Source organism: Emticicia sp., assembly GCF_043780375.1.
GTDB lineage: Bacteria > Bacteroidota > Bacteroidia > Cytophagales > Spirosomataceae > Emticicia.
The window spans coordinates 24,533-47,824 of record NZ_JAYWCU010000009.1 but is presented as its reverse complement, the minus strand read 5'-3'; the positions used below and the strand labels follow the sequence as shown (position 1 = coordinate 47,824).

The 23,292-nt window shown below is 36.3% G+C and carries 18 protein-coding genes; 15 read left to right on the top strand and 3 right to left on the bottom strand.

Annotated elements, in window-relative coordinates; translation table 11 throughout:
- Positions 1-144: 144 nt before the first annotated feature.
- Positions 145-861: a GNAT family N-acetyltransferase gene (locus ACH2CJ_RS01115; RefSeq protein WP_394990225.1), complete on the bottom strand. Its 717-nt coding sequence runs from the start codon at positions 859-861 to the stop codon at positions 145-147.
- A gap of 397 nt (positions 862-1,258) precedes the next feature.
- Between ACH2CJ_RS01115 and ACH2CJ_RS01110 the strand changes: the two genes are divergently transcribed.
- The 4 genes from ACH2CJ_RS01110 to ACH2CJ_RS01095 all read left to right on the top strand — a co-directional run bounded on the left by ACH2CJ_RS01110 (position 1,259) and on the right by ACH2CJ_RS01095 (position 4,293).
- A complete protein-coding gene (locus tag ACH2CJ_RS01110; protein ID WP_394990224.1) occupies positions 1,259-1,885 on the top strand; it encodes a hypothetical protein in 627 nt (208 codons plus the stop codon).
- Between the two features lie 118 nt (positions 1,886-2,003).
- Positions 2,004-2,570, top strand: a complete 567-nt coding sequence (locus ACH2CJ_RS01105) for an RNA polymerase sigma factor (RefSeq protein ID WP_394990227.1) — start codon at positions 2,004-2,006, stop codon at positions 2,568-2,570.
- A gap of 48 nt (positions 2,571-2,618) precedes the next feature.
- Positions 2,619-3,188 carry a hypothetical protein gene (locus ACH2CJ_RS01100; protein ID WP_394990223.1) on the top strand — a complete coding sequence of 190 codons (570 nt, stop codon included), beginning with the start codon at positions 2,619-2,621 and terminating at the stop codon, positions 3,186-3,188.
- Entirely contained in the window at positions 3,163-4,293 is a 1,131-nt protein-coding gene (locus ACH2CJ_RS01095; protein ID WP_394990222.1) for a DUF4097 family beta strand repeat-containing protein, read from the top strand. Before ACH2CJ_RS01100 ends, ACH2CJ_RS01095 begins: the two co-directional genes overlap by 26 nt.
- 65 nt (positions 4,294-4,358) lie before the next feature.
- Here ACH2CJ_RS01095 and ACH2CJ_RS01090 read toward each other — a convergent pair whose 3' ends face one another.
- Positions 4,359-5,420 (bottom strand): TerC/Alx family metal homeostasis membrane protein, encoded by a 1,062-nt coding sequence (locus ACH2CJ_RS01090; RefSeq protein ID WP_394990221.1) that lies wholly within the window; start codon positions 5,418-5,420, stop codon positions 4,359-4,361.
- A gap of 177 nt (positions 5,421-5,597) precedes the next feature.
- On the opposite strand from ACH2CJ_RS01090, the gene ACH2CJ_RS01085 reads away from it, so the two are divergent.
- The 5 genes from ACH2CJ_RS01085 (at position 5,598) to ACH2CJ_RS01065 (ending at position 9,229) form a co-directional block, all read left to right on the top strand.
- Positions 5,598-6,338, top strand: a complete 741-nt coding sequence (locus ACH2CJ_RS01085) for a glycosyltransferase family 2 protein (RefSeq protein WP_394990220.1) — start codon at positions 5,598-5,600, stop codon at positions 6,336-6,338.
- Positions 6,339-6,475: 137 nt separating this feature from the next.
- Entirely contained in the window at positions 6,476-7,516 is a 1,041-nt protein-coding gene (gene aroB / locus ACH2CJ_RS01080; protein WP_394990219.1) for a 3-dehydroquinate synthase, read from the top strand.
- A 214-nt stretch (positions 7,517-7,730) separates the two neighbouring features.
- Positions 7,731-8,285: a DUF4136 domain-containing protein gene (locus ACH2CJ_RS01075; protein WP_394990218.1), complete on the top strand. Its 555-nt coding sequence runs from the start codon at positions 7,731-7,733 to the stop codon at positions 8,283-8,285.
- A 23-nt stretch (positions 8,286-8,308) separates the two neighbouring features.
- The gene (locus ACH2CJ_RS01070) at positions 8,309-8,860 is read left to right on the top strand and encodes a DUF4136 domain-containing protein (protein WP_394990217.1); all 552 of its coding nucleotides are present in this window, start codon (positions 8,309-8,311) and stop codon (positions 8,858-8,860) included.
- 21 nt (positions 8,861-8,881) lie between these two features.
- Positions 8,882-9,229: an arsenate reductase gene (locus ACH2CJ_RS01065; RefSeq protein ID WP_394990216.1), complete on the top strand. Its 348-nt coding sequence runs from the start codon at positions 8,882-8,884 to the stop codon at positions 9,227-9,229.
- Between the two features lie 158 nt (positions 9,230-9,387).
- Here ACH2CJ_RS01065 and ACH2CJ_RS01060 read toward each other — a convergent pair whose 3' ends face one another.
- Positions 9,388-10,734 carry a sigma-54-dependent transcriptional regulator gene (locus tag ACH2CJ_RS01060; RefSeq protein ID WP_394990215.1) on the bottom strand — a complete coding sequence of 449 codons (1,347 nt, stop codon included), beginning with the start codon at positions 10,732-10,734 and terminating at the stop codon, positions 9,388-9,390.
- A 300-nt stretch (positions 10,735-11,034) separates the two neighbouring features.
- Here ACH2CJ_RS01060 and ACH2CJ_RS01055 point away from each other — a divergent pair, with 300 nt between their 5' ends.
- The 6 genes from ACH2CJ_RS01055 (at position 11,035) to ACH2CJ_RS01030 (ending at position 23,223) form a co-directional block, all read left to right on the top strand.
- Complete coding sequence (locus tag ACH2CJ_RS01055) at positions 11,035-12,282, top strand: efflux RND transporter periplasmic adaptor subunit (RefSeq protein ID WP_394990214.1); 1,248 nt, start codon at positions 11,035-11,037, stop codon at positions 12,280-12,282.
- Between the two features lie 114 nt (positions 12,283-12,396).
- Positions 12,397-13,074: an ABC transporter ATP-binding protein gene (locus tag ACH2CJ_RS01050; RefSeq protein WP_394990213.1), complete on the top strand. Its 678-nt coding sequence runs from the start codon at positions 12,397-12,399 to the stop codon at positions 13,072-13,074.
- Positions 13,075-13,357: 283 nt separating this feature from the next.
- Positions 13,358-15,751, top strand: coding sequence for an ABC transporter permease (locus ACH2CJ_RS01045; RefSeq protein ID WP_394990212.1), 2,394 nt, complete (start codon positions 13,358-13,360; stop codon positions 15,749-15,751).
- 69 nt (positions 15,752-15,820) lie between these two features.
- The gene (locus tag ACH2CJ_RS01040) at positions 15,821-18,256 is read left to right on the top strand and encodes an ABC transporter permease (RefSeq protein WP_394990211.1); all 2,436 of its coding nucleotides are present in this window, start codon (positions 15,821-15,823) and stop codon (positions 18,254-18,256) included.
- Positions 18,257-18,318: 62 nt separating this feature from the next.
- On the top strand, positions 18,319-20,703 hold the full coding sequence (locus tag ACH2CJ_RS01035; RefSeq protein ID WP_394990210.1) for an ABC transporter permease: 2,385 nt from the start codon (positions 18,319-18,321) through the stop codon (positions 20,701-20,703).
- 81 nt (positions 20,704-20,784) lie between these two features.
- Positions 20,785-23,223: an ABC transporter permease gene (locus tag ACH2CJ_RS01030; protein WP_394990209.1), complete on the top strand. Its 2,439-nt coding sequence runs from the start codon at positions 20,785-20,787 to the stop codon at positions 23,221-23,223.
- The last annotated feature ends 69 nt before the right edge of the window (positions 23,224-23,292 follow it).

The window sequence follows — 23,292 nt, the reverse complement described above, 5'->3', positions numbered from 1 at the left end:
TTTTGAAAGCATAGCACCGCTACGGTTGAAAAATTTGCTCAATTTGTAGCCGAAAAGATGGTGTTTTTCGACTTAAAATACTTTCGCAGGAAGTCTATTGAATATCGACTGATTTTTAATCAATTATACCTTTAATGGTTTCAATTATGCCATCAATTCCGCTTCTACTAATTTTTTTTTTCGACGTTCCTCACGTCGTAATAAGATTCGCTGTTTAAATCTCATCCAACGTTCATACAAAGGCGATTCGGTTAGAAAATCCCATTTTTCGTCTTTTTTTCCTGCTTCTTCTTTCTTTTTCGCTTCAACGGGGTCGAAAAGCATGCCTGTACACAAACAATGCTTGCGGTTGGTACGTGTAAGCACGTCATAGTTTACACAACTTGAGCAGCCTTTCCAAAAGGCATCATCGGCTGGTAGTTCGCTAAATGTTGTTGGTTCGTAACCCAAATCGGAGTTGATTTTCATCACTGCCAAACTCGTGGTTAGACCAATAATTTTGGCATCAGGATATTTTGTTCGAGAAAGTTCAAATGCTGTTTGCTTGATGCGGGTGGCAATACCACTTTTTCTGAATTCTGGATGAACGATTAGACCCGAATTGGCTACAAATTTACCATGTTCCCATGTTTCAATGTAGCAAAAGCCCATCCATTCACCCTTTTTGGTGAGTGCAATGATAGCTTTGCCTTCACGCATTTTTTCTCTCAAATAATCGGGCGATCGTTTCGCAATACCTGTGCCTCTTGCTTTGGCACTTTCTGCCATTTCATCGCAAATAGTTTCAGCCAAATTATAGTGGCTTTCATTGGCTACTTGCACAATATATAAATCTTCGGATGTGAGTGCTGTGTTATTCATCGTCATTTATTGGGCTTTCCTCAAACGGAGACGCTGTATCCTAAATGGTTTTAATTGAAAAAATAAGAAAACTTTGATAGGGAGGTGCTTTGCCATAAAGGCAAAACGATTACTGTCTGATATTGATATATCGGAATCGTCGAACTGGCATTATGGGGAGACGAATATTCATTTGGGATGCAAAGATGTTAGGTTTCGGAATAATATCCAATACATAGACCTAATATTTTTATTTGAATTAGAATAACGACCGACTTTTGGTTTTAGTTCGTTGGAAAGAAAACTTTCAAAATTATGACTTAATCTTTAGACAATATGCTCAAAAAAAATGCTTAAAGCATATAGCTCCAAATTTTCAAAATTTTCTAATAACTTTGACAAAAAAACGATTTAATCCTTGAATACTCGACTCGCCAATTTTCTTTCTGTTGTTTTGCATCCTTTATTGATGCCTACATTTTTATTTTTGATATTGTTTTCTCTTGCTCCGACCGTCATTGGAGCCGAATCGCTTGGTTTTTTGTTTAAAATCGGTTTTATAGCCTTTACCTTTTTTTATACTTTTGCATTGCCTGCTTATTTTATTTTTTTATTGAAACGCTGGGGCATTATCGGAAGTATAAAATTGGAAAACTTAAGTGATAGACGCATTCCGTATTTTCTAACAGCTGCTATTTATGCTATTGTCGGTTATATAATTCTTTCCAAAAATTCTGTGCTTTTTCCTTGTGCATATATCCTTTGGAGCATTTCAATAGTTATTTTTTTCGTAGCTATCATTAGTCTTTGGTGGCAAATATCGGCTCACGCTGCAGGTATTGGTGGTATGATTGGGGCTTTGGCAGGCATAATGATACAATTTGGAGAAACGGCTCTTTTTATTCCTCTTCTTTGCCTTATTCTTTTGGCTGGTGTTATTATTTCTGCTCGTTTGGCACTCAACGCTCATACTTCTTCACAGGTTGGAATGGGTTTTTTATTGGGAGTTATTTCGAGCTTGTCTTCTGTTTATGTATTTTTTTGATTTGTAAAGTATTTATAATCAACGATTTACAAACGATTTCTTAAATCGTTTTATGTTTCGTGCAACATTTTGTTTTTTGTTCCGTCATTTGTTTGAAACCATAAAACACAATACTTTTCTGACAAACACTGTATTCATCAACAAGCATTTCGATTTGGTCGAGCGATGCAAACGTGGCGAAAGTAAGGCACAGTATGAACTGTACAAGCTTTACTCTAAGGCTATGTTTAGTGTCTGTATGCGAATATTGAATCATGTGGGTGAAGCAGAAGATATTTTGCAAGAATCGTTTATTGATGCTTTTGCAAAAATTGGAGATTTTCGTCAAGAAGCCACATTTGGCGTTTGGTTGAAACAAATTGTGGTCAATAAAGCTATCAATCAGATTAGGTCGAGAAAAATGCAACTGGTTGATATTGAGGAGTTTGGCGGTGATGAAAATGACATTGCCGACTACCAAGAAACTTATAACGAACAAGAAGCAAAGTTTGAAGTAGAGCGAGTGAAACGGGCAATGCAGCAATTGCCCGAAGGTTTTAGAGTTGTGCTGTCGTTGTATTTATTTGAAGGATACGACCACGAAGAAATAGGGAAGATTTTGAATATAAACGAAAGCACTTCTCGTACGCAGTATATGCGAGCCAAGAAAAGGCTGTTGGAGATTATGGATAGACAAATGTTTTAGGTAATCAATAGCCTATTGTCGAAAGAAAAACATCAAAAAAATTAGGGTATGAAAGACCGTTTAGAAAGATTTGTGAGAGATAACCGTGAGGCCTTTGATGACTATGAACCATCGAATGACTTATGGAAAAAAATTGAGACAGAAACTGCCAAAAAATTACCAAAAAGCAAGAGATTGAATGGGAAAATCGTGTCTTTGGGTGGGCCAAAATTTGCTTGGAGAATTGCCGCAAGTATTGCTATTGTACTAACTATCAGTTATTTAGCCTTTAATTATGGAAAATCGCTTGCCCAAAATCCTGATATTGTAGCTTTGAGTCCGACGTATGCTAAAGAACTAACACAGTTTACATCGTTAGTTGAACAAAAGCGAGGAGAATTAAAGTTTTTGGAGCAAGAAGATCCAATGCTTTACCATGATTTTAATACCGATTTGAAAGGTTTAGACCACGATTATCAAAAACTTAAAGCCGAATTGCCTAAAAATCCGAATCAGGAGGAGTTATTGAAAGCAATGATGCAAAACCTAAGTATGCAGATCGAACTGTTGAACCAGCAGTTACAAATAATTCAAAAAATTAAAGCGTCAAAAAATGAAAAAATTAACACAGTTATATAATTACAGCTCAATAATGAAAGGAGCTATGGTCTTGATTTGTTTTTTCTTTTATGGAAAAACAAATGCAAACACTGACCAAAAGGAGCAAACTGATCCCCAATGGATAGAGAAAAAGAAAAATGTTACTTTTTCTTACAGCGTAACGGGGGCAGATAAAATTTCACTTGAAAACCAATTTGGAGATATTAAGGTTAGCTTTTGGGATAAAAATGAACTAAAAGTTGAAGTTATTATTTTGGCAAATGCAACTTCCGAAGAACGAGCATCAAACTTCATGCAAATGGTTGATGTGGTCGGAAAAAAAGCCGATGGTCAGGTAAGTATTAAAACTATAATCGACCGTGAAGAGGGGAATTATAAAAACAATACTTGGAATTGGAAAGGTGGAAGTGATGATAAGAACTCATTAAAAATTGATTATCAGGTGTTTATGCCTAAAAATAATGCTCTAAAAGTAAAAAATTCTTTCGGAAATACCTATTTACCAACTTTCACAAATATTCTGACGGTTCACCAAAGTTATGGTCAATTAGTTGCCGAAGATATTACAAATGCTCAATCGGATATTCGTCTGGAATTTTGTAAAAACTCTTATATTAGGTCGATGTCGGGCGGGAAATTGAAGGCATCCTATTCGGGCATAAAAATGGAAAAAGCCAATGATTTTGATTTTAATAATAGTTTTGGCGAAATTGATATTAAAGAAGTTGGTAAAATGGATGCAAAAATCTCTTATTCGAGTGGCATGATAGGTATGATACGAGAATCATCAAATCTTCGATTGGAGTTTTCTGGAGGTTTTAAATTAGGGGGCTTGGGCAAAAATGTAAAAGAATTGGATATTAACGCCAGTTATTCGCCTGTAAACCTGACACTTAGCGATGATATTGCCTACGATTTTGAGGTAAAAGCCAACTATGGAGATTTTGCTTATCCTGTGAATCGGGGGGTTTCTTTCACCAGAAACTCGGAAACAGATTCAAAAAAGAATAATGAACATTATTCTTTTAATCCTACTAAATATTATATTGGCAAAATAGGAAAAGGCTCAAGTGACTGCAAAATCATTGTTAATGGAAATTTTAGCAGTGTTAAGTTTAAATAGTTGCAAAACCTGTAAGATCTTTTTAAAACGGGGTAGCCATGACCTTACAGGTTTTTATCTTAGTTTTACCCTATTTTCTTCTCAGGAATCAAAACTGATGCTCCGATACTTACAGCCAAAATTCCGATAATGACAAATAGTGAATAAGTGTTTGTAAAGCCAAAGGCTTCCATTTGGTGGTGTAGAAGCATTTTTAAGCCAATAAAAGTCAGCAAAACTCCTAAACCATATTTCAAGAAGCGGAAAAGCCCCATAATGCTCGATAAAAAGAAAAACATCGAACGCAAGCCCATGATAGCAAAAACATTCGAGAAAAATACAATATAGGGGTCTTTTGTAATCGAAAAAATAGCCGGAATTGAATCTACCGCAAAAACTACGTCAGTTCCTGCAATTACGAGCATCACCAAAAACAAAGGCGTAATGTACCATTTTCTGATTTTCTTGTTGTAAATCAAGAAGTTATCGGTAACATTTCTTTTGTAAACATTGAAAACTTTCGATGCCAACTTAACTATTGGATGATTGGCTGGCTCGATATTTTCTGCATCTTCGTCTTTACTGAAAAATATTTTCAGCCCAGTATAAACCAAAAATCCACCAAATAAATAAAGAATCCAATCAAATTGTTGAATCAAAGCTGCCCCAATAAAGATAAATATAAAACGCAAAATAATTGACCCTAAAATTCCCCAGACCAACACTTTTTTGTAAAATTTTTCACGTACACCGAACGAATTGAAAATCAATATAAATACAAAAATATTATCTACTGAAAGAGAATATTCTGTCAAATATCCTGTTAAGTAGTCAATCGCCATGCTATTTTGAAATTTCTTTAAAGCAATATCAAAATCTGAGGGTAATTGCATTTTTTCATAATATTTTGCCTTCAGCAATTCAAGGTGAGAAGCATCGCTAATATCATGAATCAAGTAGCCGTATTGACGTAAAAAGAAGAAGAATCCAACGGCTAAAGCCACCCAAACGGCACTCCAAATACCCGCTTCCTTGAAACTAACTTTGTGGCTTGTCGATTTGCTGAATGCTCCCAAATCAAGTGCCATCACGAAACCAACGAAAATTGCAAAACCAATAAAAAATATACTTTCGTTTGAAAAAGTCATAAAATCAATATTTATATAAAAACTACCTAAATCTTGGCATTTTGTTTGCCATACAATACCTAATAGCAAACACTAAAAACAAGGTTAATCTTGCAAATTAAGTGAAACCTTATCTATTTTGTAACAAAGTTTTAAACTAATCGGTTTGCAAAAATGCACCGAAAACTCGAATAATTCATGTATAATGGCAAAAAAGTAGTTATCGTTATGCCCGCCTACCGTGCGTCGTTGACCGTAGAACGTACTTATAAAGAGATTCCTTTCGATATTGTGGATGAAGTGATTTTAGTAGATGACCACAGCCCAGACGATACCACAAAAGTAGCTCAAAGTATTGGTATTCAGCATGTTATAAGGCATGATGTAAACAAAGGCTATGGTGGAAATCAGAAAACTTGCTATACAAAAGCCCTCGAAATTGGGGCTGATATTGTAGTGATGGTGCATCCCGATTATCAATATACACCTAAGCTCATTCGGGCAATGGTGAGTATCATAGGTGAAGACTTATACCCTGTGGTTTTTGGTTCAAGAATCTTAGGTAAAGGTGCTTTGAAGGGCGGAATGCCACTTTATAAATATATTGCCAATCGTTTTTTGACTCTCACACAAAATATTTTGATGAACCAAAAACTATCAGAATATCATACTGGTTATCGTGCATTTTCTAAGGAAGTATTGCAAGCAGTTCCTTTCCAAAAATGCGACGATGATTTTATTTTTGATAATGAAATGATTGCCCAAATCTTTTGGAAAGGCTTCGAGATTGCTGAAGTTACATGTCCGACTAAATATTTTGAAGAAGCATCATCTATCAATTTTGTACGAAGTTCCAAATATGGTTTGGGTGTTTTGCGAGTTTCGATTTGTTATTTCTTCTCGAAATTGGGTATTTTTAAATGGGATTTGTTGGATTAACCATATCCAAACCTGTAAGGTCTGAAAAGAAGACTTTGCAGGTTTTTTTTACGCATCTTCGCAGTTTTTCTTCTTTATTCAAAATATTTCTCCTCTTCAATTGCTAACTTTGACTTTTTAATCAATCAAAAAGTCAAATGTCAGTCGTAATTTCTTCCATTTCCGAAAGTTTACAAACTTTTCTTGCTACGGGCGGCGTTCCGCAAAAGGTTTATTCTAAAATCATAGTATTGGTTGATACAAACACCAAGCGTTTTTGTTATCCAATTGTCAAAGAATTTTTGCCAAAACATACTTTGATTTCGATAAAAAGTGGCGAAGAGCATAAAAATCTCCAAACTTGTGAAATTATTTGGTCGGCAATGACCGAGGCACAACTCGACCGCCATGCTTTGATGATTAATTTGGGCGGTGGAGTAATCGGTGATATGGGTGGGTTTTGTGCTGCAACTTACAAGCGAGGCATTGATTTTATTCAAATCCCTACAACACTACTCTCGCAAGTTGATGCAAGCGTAGGTGGGAAGTTAGGCATTGATTTTCATGGATTCAAAAATCATTTGGGCGTTTTTACTTTGCCAAAAGCAGTTTTGATTGATCCAGTTTTCTTGAAAACACTTTCAGAAAGAGAAAAACGCTCAGGTTTTGCCGAAATTTTGAAGCATTGTTTGATTCAAGATGGTGAAAAATGGAATGAAATCAGAAGAAAAGATTTGGTCGACCAAGATTTAGCAGATTTGATTACACATTCGGTCGAAATTAAGAAAAAAATAGTCGAACAAGACCCAACCGAACAAGGAATTAGAAAAATTTTAAACTTCGGACATACGCTTGGACATGCCGTAGAGACGTATTTTTTGGATAAAGGAAAAAAAAGGTTGCTTCATGGGGAGGCAATTGCAACCGGAATGCTCTGCGAATCGTATATAGCTTTTGAGAGAGGTTTACTCAATGAAAAAACTTTAGAGCAAATCGAAGATTTTATTTTTTCGATTTATGGCAAAGTACCAATGCAAGAAAGTGATTTTGAGGCGATTATGAGCTTCACACAACAAGACAAAAAAAATAAAGGAAAAGAGATACGTTTTTCGCTCATCAATAGTGTAGGAAGTTGTTTATATGACGTAGTTGTGTCGAAGACAGAAATGAAAAAAGCGTTGGAATACTACGTAGGTTAGGGGAGCTTTTCATAGAAAGAGAAGTTTTTGGAGTATAATATCATTTTAAAATTATTTAATAAATATATTCGTAACTGTAAAAAAATCAAGAAATCATAAATATTTCACTTGATTTTTCAAAAGCATTCATTAACTTTGATGAATTGCTGTTGCGATTGTCTGTAGATAGTTGATTTGAGTTATTTGTACCTAAACTGAACAAATTGTAAACTTTATGAAAAAAATCTATTTATTCTCCGCACTAATTATTGTTGCTTTATCAAGCTGTAACACCCTCAAATTGATGGTTGATAATGACTATAGCTATGAAACAGACTTCACAAAGTACAAAACCTACAACTTTTTAAACTGCGAAATCGATACTTCCTTTGTTTGTTCCGAAATCCAAGACGCGATTCGTCGTCAAATGAAAGCACGTGGCTACAAAGTAGTTGCCGACGGCCCAGGCTTGTTGGTGAGTTATAGCATAATACGTGATCGAGTTGACTATAAAGGATACTTCCAACCTTCGCTCGACCGTTGGGTAAATCATTTCGACGGAGACGATACTTATAAAACTCAAAACTTTCACTTTGGAGGCGGAATGATTTTGGTGTCGCTGCTCGATGCCGAAAGTAGCCGTTTGATTTGGCGAGGATATGCATCTGGTGTTTTTAATAAGCAAGTAAATAAGCCCATCAATTATTACCGCAGCGTGGTCAGAAACATTTTTGACCAATATCCATTGTTTGCCGCAGGCGAAAAACCCCGTAAAATCGAAGAATTATAGTCTTATCTAAAATTGCTCTTTCTATGAAAAAGACTGTCCTTTTTTTTGGTTTTATAATGCTTTTGAGTGCCTGTACAAGGGTTTTTGTTGATAATGACTACCGATATTCGACCCATTTCAAAAAGTATATTACGTATGCTTTTGTAGAATGTGAGCGTGATACTAATATTTTATGTGAAGACGTTCAACAAGCAATTCAGTACCAAATGCGTGCGAGAGGATATGAGTTTAATGCCCAAAAACCAAATATTCTCGTTAATTTTTCTATTTACTATGACCGTTTAAGATACAAAGGGTACGACCAACCTTCATTAGTAAATTGGGTATCGACCGAAGATGATAATTATATGTATCGTCCTGTAAAATATGATTTAGAAAAAGGAACTTTGATGGTTTCGATGATTGAAGCTGAATCAAGTGAGGTTGTTTGGCGAGGTTATGCTACTGGAATTTTTAATAGAGCTTCTTCTAAGAAAAATTATTTTAAGAGTATCGTCAGAGATATTTTTGACCAATATCCTCTTTTTGCAACTGCCGAAAAACCACAAACAACAAAAAAGAATGTTCTTTTTTGAAAGACAATAAAACATTTATAAATGATTAAAGTTTACGGAATACCCAACTGTGATACTGTTAAAAAAGCCTTGACTTGGCTCAAGGAACACAATGTTGCTTACGAGTTTCATGATTACAAGAAGACAGGTATTACTGTCAAAAAATTGGAAGAATGGCTTACACAAATTCCTTATGAAAAATTAGTTAATCGTGCAGGAACAACCTACAAAAAACTAACTGACCAAGAAAAAAGTAAAATCATAAATAATGCTTCGGCTATCAGTTTAATGCTCGAAAAAACGTCAGTTATCAAACGCCCGATTGTGGAAGGTGATAAGATTTTGGTGGTGGGTTTTAAGGAAGAGGAGTATTTGGCGGTGTTTGGCTGAAATAAAAATTATTATACTGATAAAGACTTGAAAGGCAAACTTTCAAGTCTTTGTTGTTTAAAAAAAACAGAAAATATTATCTCGTGTAATGCTTGATTATTAGGTGGTTATAGTTTAATTTTTATTTTACAAAAATCAAATTTTTGAATTTGTATAAGTCAAATCCCGTATTTTTCCACTCTCCGATAAAGAGCTTGGCGGGTAAGCCCCATTTCCCGGGCGGCTTCGGTAATATTGCCGTTGAATTTCTTTAAAGTCTTGATTATTAGCATTTTCTCCATTTCTTCCAATTGATAAGTTTGGTCGAATGAAGGTGCAGTTTCTTGTCTCGTTTCAAAGAAAAAATCTTCGGGTTGGAGTGTAGTTCCGTGTGAAAGAATGACTGCACGCTCAACGGCGTGTTGTAGTTCTCGTACATTTCCCGCCCAATGATAACGTTGTAATTGTTTCGCCAAAGTCGCACTGATGGTATTGACTGGGCGGTTATATTTTTTACGGTAAATTTTCAAAAAATGTTCCGCCAAAGGCAAAATGTCTTCTGGACGTTCTCGTAGAGCTGGCAATTTTATTTCGATGGTGTTGATGCGATAAAGCAAATCTTGCCGGAAAGTGCGTTGAGCAACTCGGTCGTAAATTGGCTCATTTGTAGCACAAATTAAGCGAATATCAATATTTTTTGATTTATTTGAGCCAACTTTTGTAATACTACGGTTTTGCAAAACATTCAATAATTTGGCTTGTAATGGCAATGGGATATTACCAATTTCATCCAAAAATATGGTGCCGTTATTGGCTTCTTCAAAACGCCCTGTTCGGTCTTCACGAGCATCGGTAAATGCTCCCTTTATGTGACCAAAAAGCTCACTTTCAAACAAAGTTTCCGAGATTGCACCTAAATCTGAATGAACGAACGACATTTCGGCACGATTTGACTTTTCGTGTAAATCCCTGGCTATTAGGTCTTTACCAGTGCCATTTTCTCCTAATATTAAAACATTGGCATCAGTGGCAGCTACTCGTTCGATGGTTTCAAAAATTTTCTTCATCACCACCGAATCTCCAATTATTTGTGTTTTAGAGATGCTTTTTGTGCTGCCTACCGCCGACTGCCTACCGCCGATTTTTTCTTGTCGAATCTCATATGCAGACTGCATGGTTTCGAGCAATTTAGTATTTTCCCAAGGTTTTAGCACAAAATCAACCGCACCAACTTTGATGGCACGCACCGCCATTTCGACATCTCCATAAGCCGTAAATAGTACGACCGAAATAAGTGGGTCGATATCTAAAACTCGGTCGAGCCATTCAAAGCCCTCTTTGCCAGTGTTTACATCTCTGGTAAAATTCATGTCGAGCAAAACGACATCATAATTGCCATTAGTAATCAAAAAAGGAATTTTTTCAGGATTTTTTTCAATATCAACTTGACCAAAATGTCGCTTTAAAAATAGTTTGGCAGCACTTAGCACATCCACATCATCATCAATTATTAGGAGTTTCGACATATTTATTATAGCTTTTTCTGTTAGCTAATCTATAACAAAAATTATTCCTCAACAAATTATTATTGAAAAGGTTTTTATAATCAGTTGATTATCAATTAATTGTGTTTGTTTTTAAATTTTTATCAGAAAAAATCAACAATCAGAATACGTCCGACAACGTACAATGGTTGTCCGAAAACGGACAGTTTTTAAATAATATTTTTTTATAATTAGTTGATAATCAACAAATTATGTTTTTGGCATAAGATTGGAAAATAACATAAATGAAATAACAAAATTAAGATTTTATTGCATACCACGATGGACAGACAAATTGAAAAAAAGTTTTGGAATACACAACGAATTGCGATGATTGGTGGAGGGGTATTATTGGTAGCTTTCTTGGTTTGGCAATTGGCTTTTGCTGATAAACGCTCAAAACTCAATGTTGAAAAGGATAAGATTACTGTTTCAGTTGTAAGTCAAGGCGATTTTGACGAATTTATTGTTGTTACAGGCGTGGTTTTGCCTTTGAAAACTATTAGATTAGATGCAATTGTGGGTGGTTATGTAAAAGAAAAAGTGGTTGACGGTGGAAACATGGTGAAACAAGGACAAGTGATTTTGAAACTCGAAAATCAAAACCTAAAACTTAATTTTTTACAATCAGAAACCGAGGCAAGTCGCTTGGTAAACGACCTTCAAAATACTCGTCAACGACTGAAAGTTGAGAAATTTACGATTAGACAATCACTCAATGATTTAGATTTTCAGATTGACCAAACTAAAGATTTGTACGACCGAAATAAAAAATTGTTTACTGATAAAGTAATTGCTGAATCTGATTATTTGAAGTCGAAGCGTGATTATGAAAAACTAATCAAACAACGTGAAATTACACTCGAATCGCAACGATACCAAGAAGAAAATGCCGAAATGCAAATAAAACAATTGGAAGGAACGCTCGAACGAACACAAAGAAATGTGCAGTTATGGCGTGAAACCCTCGAAAACTTAGTAGTAAAAGCACCAGTTGCAGGTTTGTTATCTTCGATTGATGTGGAAGTTGGCTCGAATATTAATCAAGGGCAAAATATTGGACAAATTGATGACTTGAACGGTTTTAAGATGCGTGTCGATATTGATGAACATTATATTTCAAGAATTTTTGCAGGCTTGGGTGGCTCGTTTGAGTTTAATGGAAAAGATTATGGTTTGGAAATAACCAAAATTTATCCAGAAGTAAAAAGCGGGCGTTTTCAGGTAGATATGATTTTTTCGAAAGGAGTTCCAGAAGGTATTAAACGTGGGCAATCTTCTCCGCTTCGTTTAGAATTGGGCAAAGCAACTAAAGCAATTTTGATTCCAGTAGGAGGCTTTTTCTCTGATACAGGCGGAAATTGGGTTTATGTTGTAGACAAATCGGGCAAAAAAGCCTCGAAAAGAAAAATTACATTAGGTCGAAAAAATCCAGAATTTTTTGAGGTTTTAGAGGGCTTACAAGTAGGCGAACAAGTGATTACAAGTTCGTATGAAAATTTTGGGGATAACGAGGTGTTGGAGTTTTAAAAGCCTCGTATAACGGTTGCTCTAACCCCCAATTGGTGGAATTTAAAATGTTATTGAATCAAAATATAATAAAAAAACTTTTAACTCCATTGAGAGTTAGGGGGCTTATCTATCATGATAAAAACAACCAACCTTCAAAAAATCTTCACCACTGAAGAAGTCGAAACTACTGCCTTGAATGGCATCACTATGGAAATTAAAGATGGCGAATTTGTAGCCATCATGGGGCCGTCGGGCTGTGGAAAGTCTACTTTACTCAATATTTTGGGGCTTTTAGATAATCCGTCGGCAGGAAGCTATGATTTCTACGGAAACGAGGTAGCTACAATGTCGGAGCGTCAGCGGGCTACATTCCGAAAAGGTGCAATTGGCTTCGTTTTCCAAAGTTTCAATTTGATTGACGAATTGACAGTTTACGAAAATGTTGAACTCCCATTACTATATCTAAAAACTCCTGCCGACGAGCGTAAACGTAAAGTTGAAATTGCCCTCGAACGTATGAATATGATGCATCGTCGTAACCACTTTCCTCAACAATTATCGGGCGGACAGCAGCAGCGTGTTGCCATTGCACGAGCGGTGGTTGCTAAACCAAAAATGATTCTTGCCGATGAACCAACGGGTAATTTGGACTCAACAAATGGGGAAGAAGTAATGAAACTTTTGCAAGAACTCAACAACGAAGGTACTACCATTGTGATGGTTACGCACTCGCCTTATGATGCTGGCTTTTCGCACCGAATTGTTAATTTATTTGATGGTAAAGTTGTTACAGAGAATTTTCATGTATAAATGGCTTTTCGGCTATTAGCGATTAGCTTTTAGCTTTTTGTTTGATAATAGACTTCTTGCGAAAGTATTTTAAGTCGAAAAACACCCTCTTTTTGGCTACAAATTGAGCAAATTTTTCAACCGTAGCGGTGCTATGCTTTTAAAATTCCCTCAATTTTCGCTTGAAAATCTACTATTTTTCAATCATAAAATACTTTCGCAAGAAGTCTAATCAATGAATAATCGCACTTTTTAGTTAATCGCTAAATATGAACGCCGAAACGGCTAATTGCCAACAGCTAAAATGATACGAAACTACATCAAAATCGCCTTCCGAAATCTTGTACGTAACAAGGTTTTTTCATTTATCAATATTGCTGGTTTGGCTATTGGCTTAACTGCCGCTATGCTCATCTTGCTTTATACAAAAGACGAAGTGAGCTACGATAAGTTTCATGTCAATAACCCAAATATCTATCGTATTACCAACGCTTGGATAAAACCCGACGGCAGCATCAATAATAAAGGTGGTAATACTGGTGATTTTCAAGGTCCAAAATTTAAAGCACAGATACCAGAAATTGAAGCATTTGTAAGAATACAGAGCCAGTTTAAAGATATTCGGACAAAAGACGAAATAAAAGGCTATGAAATGCTTGCTGCCGATACCAATTTCTTTTCGGTTTTTAGCTTTCCCCTTGCGAGCGGAAACCCAGCTACGGCTCTACAAAAGCCAAATACCATCGTTATTTCAGAAGAAATGGCAGAGAAGTTTTTCAAAACAAAAGATGTTTTGGGCAAAACCTTAGAACTAAAAGAAGGTGATAAATTTATCCCTTACCAAATTACTGGCATCTCGAAAAAATGTCCACAAAATTCATCGGTTAAATTTGATTTTTTGTTGCCAAAAATTGTAGCTGAAAAAGAATACAGCAATAATGAAAACTGGTTCAATTTCTTTCAAAATACCTTTGTTTTGCTGAATGCAAAAGCAGATAAGAAGCTAGTGGAGGCAAAAATGAAGCAAGTATATGATGCCGATGCCGCCGAAGCCATTAAAATGATGGCTGCAAAATATAATGTTAAAGAAAAAGCAGTATATGCTTTGCAACCCTTATTAGAAATGCACCTCAGCACCGACTATCCTGCACAAAATGGTTTGGTTGATGCCAGCAATCCCACATTTTCTTATATTCTTATGGGCATTGCACTCTTTATTTTACTGATAGCATGTATCAATTTTGTGAATCTTACGGTGGCACGTTCGCTCAAACGGGCCAAAGAAATTGGTGTCAGAAAAGTGGTTGGTAGTAATCGTAAGCAACTGATTTGGCAGTTTTTGGGCGAATCTTTTTTGCTTAGTTTCGTTGCCTTTATTATGGCTATTTTATTGCTTCAATTGGTATTACCCACTTTCAATCAACTTGCCAATAAAGCCCTTTCATTTTCTTATTTGCTTGATGCAAAGTTAGTAGTGGCCTATTTTGGAGCTTTCGTTCTAACATCTTTATTATCAGGATTTTATCCTGCTATTATGATGTCTGGTTTTAGCCCTGTCGAAACCCTCTACAACCGATTTAATTTATCGGGCAAAAACTATCTTCAAAAGTCTTTAGTAGTCTTACAGTTCGGCTTAGCTTCGTTCTTGATAATTGCCACCTTGACCATATTTTCACAGTTTAACTATTTGATAAACAAAGACTTAGGTTACAAAGATGAAAATGTGATAATGGTAGATTTCGGACAAAACATATTTAGAGATAAAGCAGTGATCTTGAAAGACCAATTGTTGAAAAACCCAAATATCGTGCAGGTAGCCCCCAAAAATGGAGGGAATTGGGGAACTGTTGCCCAAGTAAATGGAAAAACTGATTTGCAATTTGCCTACGAAACAGTTGATGAAGATTATTTGCCACTTTATAAGATTAAAATTATTGAAGGGCGTAATTTTTCAAAAGATTTTGCCGATTCTACCAACTCAGTTATTGTCAATGAAGCCTTCGTAAAAAAAGCTGGTTGGAAAAAGCCAATCGGGCAGGTTATAAATTTTTTTTATAGAGATAATGAAAAATATATGGTAGTTGGCGTAGTAAAAGATTATCATTATGATGCTCTTACGCAAGAAATTAAACCACAAATGTTTACTATGAAAAGCAATGGTTTTGGCATGGTACACATCAAAATTAAGCCAAATTCGGAAACTGCGAGCTTGGCACACATCGAGAAAAACTTCAAAAGCCTTTTTCCTATTAACCCATATTCTTATAGATTTAGAGATTTAGTAAATAAAAAAGCATACGAATCGGAGGAGAAATGGAAGCAAATTATGCTTTTTGGAGCAGCCCTTACCATTTTTATTTCTTGTATTGGTTTGTTTGGTTTGGCTACACTTTCGGCCGAAAAACGAACCAAAGAAATCGGAATTCGCAAAGTTTTGGGTGCTTCAATTAGCAGTATTGTTGCATTGCTTTCAACGGATTTCATAAAACTGGTTGGTCTTTCATTTGTGCTTTCTTTCCCAGTTGCATATTATGCTACTCAAAAATGGCTCGAAAATTATCCTTATCGAGAAAGTTTCAATGGGTGGATTTTCGCTTTTACGGCAGCCATAACTATTTGTATTGCTCTAATTACTGTTGGTTGGCAATCTATTAGAGCAGCTATGATGAATCCGGTAAAGAGCTTGAAAACTGAATAATCATGTTGCGTTGTAGAGAAAAGGGAACGCCTTGTTTCTACGCAAATCTTACCCAAAACAAACAAAATTATGATACGCAATTACATAAAAATCGCATTAAGAAATCTATTCAAAAACAAACTGTATAGCTTTATCAATATTTTTGGTTTGGCTATCGGGCTTACTTGTTTTTTGCTCATTTCGCTCTACGTTTTGGATGAACTGAGCTACGACCGTCATTTTAAAGATGCCGACCGCATTTATCGCATTAATTCGGATATTAAATTCGGTGGAGTTGAACAAAAAATGGCGGTGAGTTCTGACCCTTTTGGAGCTACACTTAAGAAAGATTATGCCGAAGTTGAGCAATACGTTCGTTTGTATGCCAATAATAGCCGACGATTTATAAAAAAAGGCAATGAATTTTTAGTAGAAAATAATTGCCTTCATGCCGATTCTACTCTTTTTGATGTTTTTCAATTAAATATTCTCGAAGGGAACGTTAAAACGGCATTGACCGAACCCAATACGCTTATCATCAATCAAACGACAGCACAAAAGTATTTTGGCAATACTTCGGCTCTGGGCAAAACGCTTACCATTGGCGTGAGAGAGTCGGTCGAATATAAAATTACTGCTGTTTATGAAGATATGCCCGTTAACTCGCATTTTCAGGCAAACATGATTTTTTCGTTCAAAAACATTACCGATTACAAGTTCGGGAGTTTTCTGAACCATAATTTTTACACTTATATAAAGCTGCGTGAAGGTGTTGATTATAAGCAATTTGAGAAGAAATTTGATGCAGTTGTAGATAAATACATCTTGCCGCAAGCCAAGGCTTTTATGGATATTAATAGTATGGACGATTTCAGAAAAACGGGTAATTATATTCAATATTCTCTTATACCGCTTGTGGATATTCATTTGAAATCAGATAGAATCTATGAATTAGGTACCAATAGCGATATTCAATATGTCTATATTTTTTCGTTGGTGGCGTTGTTTTTATTGCTCATTGCTTGTATTAATTTCATGAATCTTAGCACGGCCCGTTCGGCCAATCGTGCCAAAGAAGTGGGCATCCGAAAAGTGATGGGAACCCAACGCAGCAGCCTCATCATGCAGTTTATGTCGGAGTCGGTACTTACAAGCTATTTAGCTTTTGGACTATCATTACTATTTACAATTTTATTGATTCCGTATTTTAATAAAATTGCAGGAAAACAATTTAGCTTCAAATCGTTTTTTCAATTGCAATATTTACCATTCTTATTACTTTTACCCTTGATGGTTGGCATTTTGGCGGGCTATTATCCTTCGTTCTTCTTATCCTCATTCCGCCCAATAGAGGTTTTGAAAAGTAAACTCAACGCTAATTTCAAACGCTCCAATTTACGTAATGCTTTGGTTACTTTTCAGTTTGTTACTTCGCTGGTTTTGGTTATTTCTACCTTCGTTATTTACAAACAACTCAATTATATTCAGCATAAAAATTTGGGTTTCTCAAAAGATAAAGTGTTGGTCGTAACAGGCACGTCTTCGTTGCGTGATAACAACGATGTTTTCAAAGAAGAAGTAAAGAAAATAGCGGGTGTAAAAAATGCAACTTTTGCGGGCTATTTGCCAGTAGCCAATTCATCGAGAAGCGATAATACTTTTTCGACAGAAGCCGTAATGACAGCAAAAAATGGCTTCAATATGCAAACTTGGGATATTGACGAAAACTATATTCCTACGCTCGATATGGAGATGCTGAAAGGAAGGAATTTCTCAAAGGCTTTCAGCACCGATTCATCAGCCATTATTCTTAACGAACAAGCGGCTAAATTGATTGGTTTTGATGAACCAATTGGTAAAAAACTGTATGTAAGAGATGATGAACCTAATCACGTAATTGGATTTACGATTGTGGGTGTTGTCAAGAATTTTCATTACCAATCAATGCGTGAAACAGTTGGCCCTTTGTGTTTTCGCTACGGCAGAAGTGCATGGGTAACGGCTTTTAAAATCAATACCGATGAACCTCAAACACTCATCAAACAGGTAGAAGCAAAATGGAAGGCTTTAGCTCCTGAAATGCCGTTTAATTATCATTTTATGGAAGAATCATTCGATGAAATGTACCGAGCCGAACAACGAATCGGAAAAATCGCCTTGATTTTTGCTCTACTCACAATCTTGCTTGCTTGCTTAGGTTTATTTGGGCTAATTACGTATATAGCCGAGCAACGTACCAAAGAAATCGGTGTCAGAAAAGTACTTGGGGCGAGTATTTGGAGCCTTGTACAGCTCCTATCAAAAGACTTCTTGAAATTGGTTTGTATAGCCTTCATAATCGCTACACCATTGGCTTATTATGCCATGACTACTTGGCTCAAAGACTTTGCTTTTCGGACAGATATTTCGGCTTGGATTTTTGTCGGAGCAGGCGTGATTACTTTGCTAATTGCCTTACTAACAGTGAGTTATCAAGCAATAAAAGCCGCTTTAATGAATCCTGTGAAGAGTTTGAAGACTGAATAATCGTTACTTAGAGACGTTACATGCCTTGTCTCTATATTGGAATTACCCCAAAATACAAAAATATGATACGCAATTACATAAAAATCGCCTTCCGAAATCTTGTCAAAAACAAGGTATATTCATTTATCAATATTGGTGGACTTGCCGTTGGTATGTCTGTGGCTATGCTCATTGGGCTTTGGATGTATGATGAATTATCTTACGACAAATCTTATCCAAATTATAATCGCATTGTCCAAGTAATGCAACATCAGACATTTAATGGTGAGGTTGGTACGCAAACAGCGAATCCATATTTATTAGGAAGTGAAATTTTAGATAAATATGGCAGTGATTTTAAATATGTAGTAATGTCGGCTTGGACAAATAACCATATTTTGTCTTATGGTGAAAAGAATCTTAAAAAAAGCGGTAATTTCTTCGAGCCAAAAATTACCGAAATGTTAAGTTTAAAAATGCTACGTGGCACACGAGATGGTTTGAAAGAACCTGCGTCTATTTTACTTTCAGAATCGGTTGCTAAGGCTTATTTTGGTGAAGAAGACCCTATCAATAAACTCCTAAAAATCGACAATAAACTGAATGTAAAAGTAACAGGTGTTTATGAAGATTTACCCTATAGTTCAAGTTTCAGAGATTTAACATTTATCGCTCCTTGGGAATTATATGTAAGTAGCGAGAAATGGATAAAGGAAATGACCAATCCTTGGCGAAGTAATTTTGTCCAAACTTTCGCCCAATTAGCCAATAATGCTGATATAGATAAAGTTTCGGCGAAAATCAAGGATGTTAAAATTAGAAAAGTCAAGGAAGAAGAAAAGAAGTTTAACGCACAAGTTTTTCTGCACCCGATGAGCAAATGGCATTTATATTCTAATTGGGAAAATGGTATAAATACAGGCGGAAAGATTGAATTTATTTGGCTTTTTGGCATAATCGGCTTATTTGTATTGTTGTTGGCATGTATCAATTTTATGAATTTGAGTACTGCTCGCTCCGAAAAACGTGCCAAAGAAGTAGGAATTCGTAAAGCGATTGGTTCGGTAAGAGGGCAATTGATTACGCAGTTTTTTAGCGAATCATTTTTAGTTGTGGCTTTGTCTTTTGTGTTGTCTTTGCTTTTGGTACAATTGATTTTACCATTTTTCAATGGAGTTGCCGATAAAAAAATGACAATTTTATGGTTAAATCCTATTTTTTGGTTGTGCAGTATCGGATTTAGCTTAATAACAGGTTTGATTGCAGGGTTTTACCCAGCCTTTTATTTGTCTTCGTTTCAACCAATCAAAGTCTTAAAAGGTACTTTCCTTTTGGGACGTTGGGCGGCTATTCCTCGAAAAGTATTGGTTGTCTTACAATTCACTGTTTCAGTTACTTTAATCATCGGGACTGTTATCGTTTTCCGTCAAATACAATTTGCCAAAGAACGTCCTATTGGGTATGGTCGAGAAGGATTATTGACTATTCCCATCTCCACGCCAGAGCTTTCGGGTCATTATGATGCTATCAGAAATAGCTTTTTAGAAACTGGTGCGGTAGCCGAAATGTCACAATCTTCAAGTCCAATCACGGGTGTTTGGGAAATTAATAATGGTTATGAATGGGAAGGAAAAGACCCTGCTTTGCAAGGTAATTTTGGAACCGTAGCAGTTACCCATGACTTTGGGAAAACGATAAACTGGCAAATTAAAGAAGGTCGAGATTTCTCCCGAGCATTAACTACCGATTCGTCTGAAATAATTCTGAACGAAACTGCTTTAAAATTTATGGGTTTAAAACAACCCATTGGCAAATTAATGAAGGTGGATGGAAAACCGTATACAATTGTTGGCGTAATTAAAGACATGGTGATGGACTCGCCCTATAAACCTGTTTTTCGCTCGGTTTTTATGTTAGATTATCACTCTGCAAATGTTTTTAATATCAAACTAAAACCAACAGTAAGCTCAAGAGAAGCATTAGCTAAAATAGAAACCGTCATTAAAAAGTATAGTCCTGCTGCTCCGTTCGAGTATACTTTTATTGATGCGGAATACAACAAAAAGTTTGGTGATGAAGAAAGAATCGGAAAATTGACTGCTTTTTTTACTATTCTCGCCATATTTATTAGTTGTCTCGGCTTATTTGGTTTAGCTTCATTCGTAGCCGAGCAACGTACCAAAGAAATAGGAATCAGAAAAGTTTTGGGTGCAACGGTAGCCAATGTTTGGCGATTGCTCTCAAAAGACTTTGTGGTTTTGGTTATCATTTCTTGCCTAATCGCTGCACCAATCGCCTATTATTTTATGAATAATTGGCTACAAAAATATACTTACAGAACTGATATTTCTTGGTGGATATTTGTTTTTACGGGCTTTGGTGCTTTGCTAATTACCTTACTAACAGTAAGTTATCAAGCCATTAAAGCCGCTTTAATGAATCCTGTGAAGAGTTTGAAGACTGAGTAGAATGTTAAGGTTTATTTGGGACTTAGTAACTGGTAAAACCAATTTTCTATTGACCCATTTCTAATAACTAATAACAAAATTATGATACGCAATTATATAAAAATAGCTCTCCGCAATCTGTGGAAAAACAAAACCTACACAGCCATCAATATCATTGGCTTGTCTGTTGCCTTCGCAAGCAGTATTTTGCTCTACCTCACATCGGCTTATGAACTTTCATTCGATAATTTTCATAAAGACTCCGACCGAATTTTTCGGATGTACTTTTCTGCCATGAGCAAAGACGGCAGTCCGAATGTTGGTACTTCTATGGCGTATCCGCTTACGCCTGCCTTGAAAGCTGAGTTTCCAGAAGTGGAAGGAGTTACACGCATTAATTGGGGGGCGGGTGGAGTAACATATAATGGCAAAAAGTTTGATAAAACGATACGAAGTGCAGATGCCGATTTTTTTAAAATGTTCTCTTTTCCGCTACTAAAAGGCAACGCTAATACGTCGTTGGCAGCTTTAGACAATATTGTGATTAGTGAGAATATGGCGAAAGATGTTTTTGGTAAAGAAGAACCGATGGGCAAGCAATTGACACTGGATATTGAGGGGAAACCATCGCCCTTTGTGGTTACGGGCGTAATGACCGACTTTCCAGAAAATTCTTCGATAGAATATGATGCTTATATTCGCACCGAAACGCACCCAAATTACGAAAGTAGAAAAAACGATTGGACTTCTCAAAACCATGAGGTTTTTATCAAACTTTCATCCAATGTCAGTCAGGCAACTTTTGAAAAACGCCTTGAACCTTTTCTTCAAAAATATTCAAAAATAAGTTTTGAAGAGGCAAAAAAGCAAGGCTACCCCAAAAACGAACGTGGACAATACAATAGCCTATTGCTCACACCTTTATTGGATGTTCATTTTAGTAATAATACAGGCGGTGGTACGAGCAAAGCCTATGTTTATACATTACTTACCATTGCGGGCTTAATTTTGCTCATTGCATCTATCAATTTTATTAATCTTTCGGTGGCTCAATCGCTCACACGGGCAAAAGAAGTCGGGGTCAGAAAATCGCTCGGAGCAAATAAAGAACAGCTTTTTATACAAAATTGTGGAGAGGCATTTTTGGTATCTTGGCTTGCTTTATTGCTTGGTTTAGCTTTGGCATATATTTCTTTGCCACAGTTCAATAAAATGTTTAGCTCGCACCTTTCTATCGCTAACTTCTTGGTTATTAGTAACTTATTGATTACTATAATAGGATTCTTACTGGTTACTTTTATTGCGGGTGGCTATCCAGCAATGGTCGCTTCAAGGTTCAATATCGTAGAGGTTTTGAAAGGAAAGTTGACCATGAAAAAACCAGGGTTTTTGCGTAACTCACTTATAACCACCCAGTTTACAATTGCGTGCTTGCTTATTAGCTGCACTTTGGTAATCATGCAGCAACTCAAGTATTTGCAAACAAAACCATTGGGCTATAATAAAGAGCAAGTGATAAGTGTACCCATAAACGGTGCAATGAAAGGCACGGTGGCTGTTCAGAAGATGCGAAATGAACTATCAAAATACCCTTCGGTTGTAGCAGTGAGTGGCTCAAGGGTAAACATTGGTCGAGGTTTAGATGGTAGCTCGTCGAGGAGTACATCGGGTTTTGACTATTATCCTGATGCCAGTAATTTGAGCAATGCCAAGCCGATTTTGAGCGATTGGTTATTTGTTGAGTATGATTTTTTGAAAACAATGGATATGAAATTGTTACAAGGACGTGATTTTTCGACACAATATGGCACCGATTCGAGTGCAATTGTTGTAACCGAAAGTTTTGTGAAGCAAATGGGCGAAAAAACTGCCATTGATAAATTTGTCATGCCTGATTCGTTGGAAGGAAGGCTCAAAATCATTGGCGTGATTTCTGACTTTAATTTGTATTCGTTGCACCAAAAAAATCAAGCTATTACATTACAAATCAACAGAGGAACTCGTATTAGCTACGTTTTTGTGCGTGTAAGTTCACAAAACATGGCTGCTTCTATGGATTTGGTCAAGAAAACTTGGAAAGAAATCGCTCCACAAACTGAGTTTGAAGGTTCATTTTTAGACGAAAACGTAAACCGTTGGTATAAGAAAGAAGAACGACTTTCGCAGATTTTCACCACTGCCGCAGGAATTGCTATCTTACTTTCTTGCATGGGGCTTTTTGCCATTGCTTTAATCGTAATCGAGCAACGAACCAAAGAAATCGGCGTAAGAAAAGTGTTGGGTGCAAGTATCCCGAATATCGTTACGCTTATCTCGAAAGACTTCCTGAAATTAGTCTTAGTCGCCTTCGTCATTGCCACGCCCATTGGCTATTATTTAATGAGCAAATGGCTCGAAGATTTTGCTTACAAAACCGATTTGCATTGGTGGATTTTTGCTGTGGCGGGTTGTGCTTCAACGATAATTGCCTTACTAACAGTGAGTTATCAAGCCATTAAAGCCGCTTTGATGAATCCGGTGAAGAGTTTGAAGACTGAGTGAAGCAGAGTCCGCATCGGCGGTCCGACCCAAACCCGATGGAGCTTTATATAAAAATCATTATAGAAAATT